Raw genomic sequence first — 7,055 nt, 5'->3', positions numbered from 1 at the left:
CCGCCAGTCTGTCGGACAACGCCCTGGGTATACGGCTACTCGACCAGGTCACAGACACCTACCGGGCGATCTCCAAGACCTGGGTCGACAAAGGCTTCAAGAACACCGTGGTCGAGCACGGGGCCACCCTCGGTGTCGACGTCGAGGTCGTCTCCAGAAACACCGGGGCCCGCGGTTTCCACGTCGTGAAACGGCGTTGGGTCGTCGAGCGGACTCTGGGCTGGCTGATGTTCCACCGCCGTCTGGCCCGTGACTACGAGACCCTGCCCGCCAGCTCCGAAGCAATGATCCACATCGCCATGATCGACAACACGGCCAGGCGCGTAACGGGCGAATCGACACCAACCTGGCGAGATTCTCAATAGAAGAGAAGCCGCAATCAAGTCAAATCAAACATCCAGTGAGACTGGCCAAGGGGCACGATCGCAGGGTTGCGGGCCTGGATCTGGGCGAACACCCAGTCAGGCTCGGCACCGGCGAACCGGTAGATCCCCTGGGCACGGTCACCAGCGAACACGGTCCGTCCGCGTCCGAGATCGGCGATCAGAGCGTAGTGAAGACGGTTCAGGTCCTGAACCTCGTCGACCAAGACGGTTGCGAACCGCGCCTGGTATAGCTCGAGAATCGCCGGCACCGCGAGTAGTCGCGCTCCGTATCGGAGAAGGTCGTCGAAGTCGATCCGGCTGGTCGCGTCCAAGCGCTCCTGGTAGGCGACGGCGGCCGGTGATCCGTTGCGGACCAGCCGTACCCGCATCTCCTCGTCGGAGATCACGTCGCGCTTGACGGCTGTCAAAATTGAATCAAGGTCATTCTTGAGGACATGGTATTCCCGGGCCACCTCGGACCGAAGCTGCTCGACCCAGCCGCGCTGCGGAGCCACGAGGAGGAGGGGATCCACGCCAATGACCTGACCGTGGTTACGGAACAGACGATGGGCGAATCCATGGAACGTCGCGATCTCGACGTGACGGCGGGCAGCCCTCGGACCCAACTGGGTCCGGATTCGCGTGGTCAGGTTGCTCCGGGCACGGATACTGAACGTGACTGCCAGAATCTTCTGCGGGTCGGCGACATCACCAGAACGGACCATCGCCGCCGCGTGCCGGGCGAGGCGCTCGGTCTTGCCACAGCCTGGCGCCGCGATCAGGAGGACCTCGCCTGTGGGTAGCTGATCAACCTCGGAGACGCTGGATGGCCGGGACGTCGGAATCAGCAGGTTCATAGCGCAGCCAGCCGGGTAACGAGGTCCGCCAGCACGGCAATCTGCACCACGTCGCTCGCCCTGATTTCCTGGGCAAGAGCCATCGCGGTTCTGACCTTGTCCTTTCGGCACCACCCAGCCAGAACATCGGCAGGGATCGTGTCGGCGGTCGCGGCCCGGCACGCCCCAAGAATCTGCCGTTCCTGGTACAGGCCCGACCTGGCCAGTAGCTCGACACATCGCACGGCGCCGATTCCTCGCACGCACTCGTCTTCCAGATCGGCCCGGCAGATCAGCACCCCACGACTGTCGAGGTCCGCCTCGGTACAACCTAGATCTTTCGCGACTATCGACGCCTCCTGCTCGTCGACCAGCGTCAGCAAGGCGACGTCGAAGCCAGCCGGCCCAAACAGTCGGTACGCGCTCGAGAAGTTACTCGCTCCACGAACCACGACAACGCAGATGCCGGACTGGTCCAGATCCAGGCCGTGCGCCCGAGCCGCCGCGTGAAGCATGATCCGATCCGACGGGCCCTCGACGGCCACCACAACGCGAGCCGTCAGCGGTTCCAGCGCCGAGTCCAGCCAATGATGCTGCAGGAACTTCAAGTTCCTGTCGAAACCCGTAGGGTCGACCTGCCTGCTGGTTCCATCGGGGGCGAATGCGACGACGTCGGATGGCAGGAAGGAGGCCAGAACCTGCGGCGAGTGGGTCGCTACTATTGCCTGGCCCGGCCCGGCTGCCAGCACCGCGCCGACACGCGCCTGGCTGCGAGGGTGAAGGTGTAGTTCCGGTTCGTCGATTGCGACAATGCGGGCAGACCGGCGGGCGAGGCGGTTCAAGGCGATCGTCGTCAACGCTCGGATGCCATCCGACTGCTCGGCCAACCGCACCTGACCTCGTGGTGTGCCGACGTGAATATCCACGTGGCCAAGAAGCACGTCGCTAAGATCGCGCACCTTAACCGAAACGTCATCGTCGCTGACAGATCGCGGATACACCGCAGCCAACGCCGTCGCGACATCGTTTCGCAGTTCGGCCAGCGACTTGGCCTCGTTCAACCCTGTCTGATAGTTGGTCAAGGCGGTACTTAGCACCTCCTCGTCGTCGCCGAGATCGACCTCGCCGAGCAGTGCCTGTACCGCGCCGGTTCGTCCGGTTCCCAGCTCATGGTCAGCGGAGCGGCCGGCGGGTAGATACGTCCAACCGAACGCCTCCAGGTCCCGGTAAGGGACCGGCTGCTCCACACCCGGCTTCACGAAACGCCGGGCAACCGACTTCGACTCTGGGTCTTCTGGATCCAGACTGATGGTCAATCGCACAGTGAGGCGATGCACCGTCTCACCCCCGCCGCCGACGACCTCGATGTCGTCGGCGAACCTTCCCAGGTCCTGCCCCTTGAGGTCGACGAGTGATGTTTCGACCACCAGCGGACGTGCCGGGTCTCGGAACTGGTCCGCCCCAAACCAGGCGTGCAGCTGACTCATCGACGCCCGCAGCACCGAGTCCACACATCGCAAGATCGTAGTCTTGCCGATGTCGTTGACACCGACCAGCACAAGATGGCGCCGAACCTCGATGTCAAGATCTGTAACACGCTGATGGTTCGTGATCCGCAGCCGCGAGATCCTCATTGATCCCTACTACTCTGTGCTCGGCGCCGCACCGCGGCGATCGGACTATCGAATTTCAGTAGCCGTCGACCATCTATGCAGCGCCCAGGTCCTGGCTCGTTGCGGCAGTCAATGCGACCTTTCAAGATCGAGAAATTTTGCTCCAGCGATTCTACGCTCTGAGTGAGCACCTCCCAGACATGGGCGGGCGATCCAGGCCGCGGAGCGGGAGCCGGCCGCGATCGATCTCCGCAGGTTGATGGCCACGACGGGCCAGAGCTACCACTACCAAGCATCGCTCCTATTGCGTTAGCAGTCGTCTTGATGCCAGGCGCCGTTCTCGAAGACCCATGGTTCTTCGCGCTGGTTGATCGCAGGGTCGGGGTAGGGGTAGCTGACCCGGGCCAAGGTTCCCGCAAGGGTGTTCACAGTCAGAGTGGTGATGGACTCAGGGCCGTACTGTTCCTGGGCCGCTGCGGTCAACGCTTCCATGTCAGCGACGCTGATACGTGCCTGGCAGCGCTGTGACAGAAGGCCGTATGCGGCCGATCCCTGCCCGCCCAGATACGCCTGCGAGTATGCCCGGACCGCCGCCTCCAACCCCGGCTTGTCCGCCGCCGTCGGCACGATCACCGTTGTTGCGGTGGTTCTCTGCACCCCGGGCGGTGTCTCAGCTGCCGGCGATCCACAGCCAGCTATCAAGCCCGTGCCGGCGATCATCGCCAGCGTCACGCAGCAGCCCCGCCTCATGATCCCCCCGATCATCCGCGTGGCAGCAATCCTAGTGGTGATGGGTTGCCGGCTGGTCGCCTGCCTCTGACTGGTGCGCCGGGCTGCGCCAAGTCGACGCTGGGAACTGTGTCCTCCCGCCCGATCCGCGACGGGCATCGCGGTTTTAGCGGCGGTGGGCTGCGGGGCGGACCAGGGAACCATGTAATTGCCTCTTTCGCGGTTCGACGTCGTCTCCACCCTCGTACGCGGCTGCCGTGCGGGCGGACTCAAGGGCACGGACGGAAGATTTTCGGGCGTCCGGCGCGGTACGGAAGCGCGGAGGATCTTCGTCGGGTGGTGCTGCCAGGATGCCGGCGCCTGTCGGATGGACGTCTAGATTTGCGGTGCTACATCATGATTTGGCTAGCCTGGTGCCGCCATGATGATGTTCGGGGGATGGGGCGGTAGGTCCGCCTTCAGGCAGGTGGCGAGATGATCATTCGACGTGAGCGGGGTCGCGCGGGCGCTGCCCGCCTACCTCGTGGGCCGGCAGCTGGGGGCCGGGGGGGCCTACGGGCTGGTGCTCGCCGCGGTCGGCACCGTCGGCTGCGCCGCCCGGTAGCGATCAAGGTGCTGGAGGCGGAGGGCCCGGAGGCGACCCAGCTCGACTTCGCCGCCGAGGCCCAGGTGCTCGCCGGCCTCGATCATCCGCACGTGGTGCGGGCGTTCGACTATGTCGAGGCCGAGGCCGAGGGCCTGTGCCTGGTGGTGTGTTGACGCCGAGCGAAAACTGAACGGCTTCTGCCGAGGTGAATCGGCGCACCCGGGGTCAGGTTAGTCGCGGTTGGGGCGGTCTTTGGCGAGGAGGTCGCGGCGGGCTCGGGTGCGGTAGGAGTCGCCGGTGAGGGTGAGGACCTCGGCGTGGTGGACGAGCCGGTCGATCATGGCTGCGGCGACGACGTCGTCGGAGAAGGTCTCGCCCCAGCGGCCGAACGGCAGGTTCGAGGTGACCAGGATCGAGCCCTGCTCGTAGCGGGACGCGACGAGTTGGAAGAACAGGTTCGCGGCGTCCTGGTCGAAGGGGATGTAGCCGACCTCGTCGATGATGATGAGCTTGTAGCGGCGGATCTTCTTGAGTTCGGTGTCGAGGTGTCCGGCCTGGTGGGCGGTGGTGAGCCGGGTGATCCAGTTGTTGGCGGTGTCGAACAGGACCGAGCAGCCGGCCTGGGCGGCTTTGACACCGAGGCCGATCGCGAGGTGGGTTTTGCCGATGCCGGGTGGGCCGAGCAGGATCACGTTCTCGGCTTTGGCGACGAAGGTGCCGGTGGCCAGGTGCGCGAGGACGTCGCGGCGCAGGCTGGGCAGGTGGTCGAGGTTGAAGTCCTCCAGGGTCTTGACCGTCGGGAAGTGGGCGGTGCGGATCCGCATGATGGTGCCGGCGGACTCCCGGTCGGCGGTCTGGCGTTGCAGGACCGCGGCGAGGTATTCCTCGTGGGACCAGTTCTCGTCGCGGGCCTGGTCGGCCAGGGGTTCCCAGGTCCGGCCGATGGTGGGCATCTTCAGCACGCGGGTCAGGTAGCCGAGCAGGGCGGGGAGTCCGTCGGCGGGCTGGCGGGTGTGGGCTGTGCTGGTCGGCGACGCGGCCTCGCTGGGTGCGTCGATGCCGATGGTGGTCACTGGCTGCTCGCTTCCGTGCGGGTGGGCGGGGTGAAATCGACGCCGAACAGGGCGTCGTAGTCGGGCAGCGCGCGTAGCGCGACGACGTGTCCGTCGGTGTGCTGACGCAGGGCGTGGTGGCGTCGCCGCGTGGCGGCCTGGTCGCGGCGTAGCTCGGCGGCGGTGGCCCGGTGGACCGGGTCGGTGATCACGGTGTGTCGGGCCCAGCAGCGGTCGTGGCGGGCGACTGGTTGCCCGTCGCAGGTGACGGCGACTGTCCAGGCGGACGCGGTCGCCTCGACGAAACGGCCGATCACGCGGGGGTCCACGGAGTAGTCGACCCCGTCGAGGCGGACGTAGTAGTCGCGGGCCAGGCGGATGCGGTGGCGGAGCCCGACCGCCGGTCCGACCGGTGGCAGCGCCAGCATCGCCTGACGGTCGGTGTCGAGCAGGTCGATCGGACGGGCGCCGGTCGCGCGGACCCGGCGGGTGTTCGCCTGGGCCAGCCAGCCGTCCAGCTGGGTGTTGAAATCGGCCGGGCTGGTGAAGGTGCGGCCCGGTAGGAACGAGGTTTCCAGGAAGCGGTTGGTCCGCTCGACCATCCCCTTGAACTCCGGGTCCCGGGGCGGGGCGAGGCGGATCCGTGTGGCCAGCGTCCCCGCGAACGCCGCCGCCGGCGCGGTCACCTTGCCCGTGCCGCCGATCGCGGACTCCCGGTCCCAGACCAGGGTCCGGGGCACCCGGCCGATCTGGCCGATCAGCTGCCACATCCCCGCCAGGATGTCCCCGCCCTGCCGCGACGGGATCATCGTGGCGGTGGTGAACCGGGAGAATCCCAGGGTCATCACCAGCACCGGCAGCATCCGCTGCTGCCCCCACCCGACCGGGATCCGCGGCTCGGGGAACCACAGATCGCACTGCGCGACCTGTCCCGGCTCGTAGACCACCCGGTCCACCGGGTCGACCCCGGCGTACTCGGGACGGATCTGGCTGATCCGGTCCCGCAGGATCGAACGGGAATGCGTCCAGCCGATCCGCTGCGCGATCACACTGGCGGGCATCCGTGGATACTCGGCCAGCAGCGCCCGCACCGCCGGCTCAACCGCGTCGGTCAACCGTGGACGCGGCGCCCGTTCGTAGCGCGGTGGCCGATCCGAGGTCAGCGCGCGGCGCACCGTGTTCCGCGCGACCCCCAACCGCCGGCTGATCTCGCTGATCGAGACACCCTCAGCCCGATGCAGCCGCCGGATCTCGGCCCAGTCCTCCACAGTGATCACCCTCCAAGGCTGGAGGGTGCGCAGTTTTACTTCGGCAACGCCTGTTCAGTTTTGCGTCGGCATCGACACGGCCCGTCGCTGATCGACGAGATCGTCCGCGAGGGCGCCCGGCGGATGCTCGCCGCCGCGCTGGAAGCCGAGGTCGACGCCTACATCGCCGAGCTCGCTGACCAGCGAGACGAACGCGGCCGCGTGACCTTCAACCACCCCGGCCCGACCACCCCATCGCCGACCTGACCAAGAAACAGATCAAACGCCGACCCGTCCTCGGCGGCCTGATCAACGAATACGAACAAGCCGCCTAAAACCCCAGGTCGACACCCAGGGCTGCGCAGAGATCGCACCAGGTTGTGATCAGTGACGTTCCGTAGCCACGTTGTGGGGCGCCTCAAGGTGCCTTGCGCGGAGCGGAGCGAGTTGGATGCGATCCCGCCACGCTCGCCCGGGATGGGCCGCACAAATCAAGGCCACGCACACCCGGATCAAATTCCGAGGAAACGACGCAGAGCTTCACCGGAGAAACTCCGGCAGCCGAATTACCGAAAACGTGGCCAGCCGTAGTGACGGAAGTGGCCTTCCAGTCGGATGATGAAAGCG

Annotated in this window: 7 protein-coding genes and 1 pseudogene; 3 read left to right on the top strand and 5 right to left on the bottom strand. The window is 66.4% G+C overall.

Annotated elements, in window-relative coordinates:
* Positions 1–365, top strand: a 365-nt coding sequence (locus B207_RS0131845) for a transposase (RefSeq protein WP_018637615.1), incomplete at its 5' end; no start/stop codon positions are given.
* 14 nt (positions 366–379) lie between these two features.
* Here the strand turns inward: B207_RS0131845 and B207_RS36560 are convergent.
* The 3 genes from B207_RS36560 to B207_RS37455 all read right to left on the bottom strand — a co-directional run bounded on the left by B207_RS36560 (position 380) and on the right by B207_RS37455 (position 3,546).
* Complete coding sequence (locus B207_RS36560; protein WP_018640744.1) at positions 380–1,222, bottom strand: UvrD-helicase domain-containing protein; 843 nt, start codon at positions 1,220–1,222, stop codon at positions 380–382.
* Entirely contained in the window at positions 1,219–2,835 is a 1,617-nt protein-coding gene (locus tag B207_RS0131835) for an ATP-dependent nuclease (RefSeq protein ID WP_230205344.1), read from the bottom strand. Before B207_RS0131835 ends, B207_RS36560 begins: the two co-directional genes overlap by 4 nt.
* Before the next feature lie 288 nt (positions 2,836–3,123).
* A complete protein-coding gene (locus B207_RS37455; protein ID WP_230205343.1) occupies positions 3,124–3,546 on the bottom strand; it encodes a hypothetical protein in 423 nt (140 codons plus the stop codon).
* A gap of 585 nt (positions 3,547–4,131) precedes the next feature.
* Here B207_RS37455 and B207_RS42690 point away from each other — a divergent pair.
* Entirely contained in the window at positions 4,132–4,302 is a 171-nt protein-coding gene (locus B207_RS42690) for a protein kinase (RefSeq protein ID WP_326829493.1), read from the top strand.
* A gap of 57 nt (positions 4,303–4,359) precedes the next feature.
* Here B207_RS42690 and istB read toward each other — a convergent pair whose 3' ends face one another.
* Both istB and istA read right to left on the bottom strand, forming a co-directional pair.
* Positions 4,360–5,187, bottom strand: coding sequence for an IS21-like element helper ATPase IstB (gene istB, locus B207_RS0131810; protein ID WP_026311659.1), 828 nt, complete (start codon positions 5,185–5,187; stop codon positions 4,360–4,362).
* An 11-nt stretch (positions 5,188–5,198) separates the two neighbouring features.
* Positions 5,199–6,458 carry an IS21 family transposase gene (gene istA / locus B207_RS0131805; protein ID WP_018640737.1) on the bottom strand — a complete coding sequence of 420 codons (1,260 nt, stop codon included), beginning with the start codon at positions 6,456–6,458 and terminating at the stop codon, positions 5,199–5,201.
* Between the two features lie 51 nt (positions 6,459–6,509).
* On the opposite strand from istA, the pseudogene B207_RS0131800 reads away from it, so the two are divergent.
* Positions 6,510–6,650 (top strand): annotated as a pseudogene (locus tag B207_RS0131800) (IS256 family transposase); the annotation flags it as partial.
* Positions 6,651–7,055: the final 405 nt, after the last annotated feature.

Origin of the sequence: Parafrankia elaeagni (assembly GCF_000374165.1) — a bacterium.
GTDB classification, from domain to species: Bacteria; Actinomycetota; Actinomycetes; order Frankiales; family Frankiaceae; genus Parafrankia; species Parafrankia elaeagni.
Note: the sequence above shows the minus strand (reverse complement) of the source record. Positions and strands in the feature narration are given on the sequence as shown.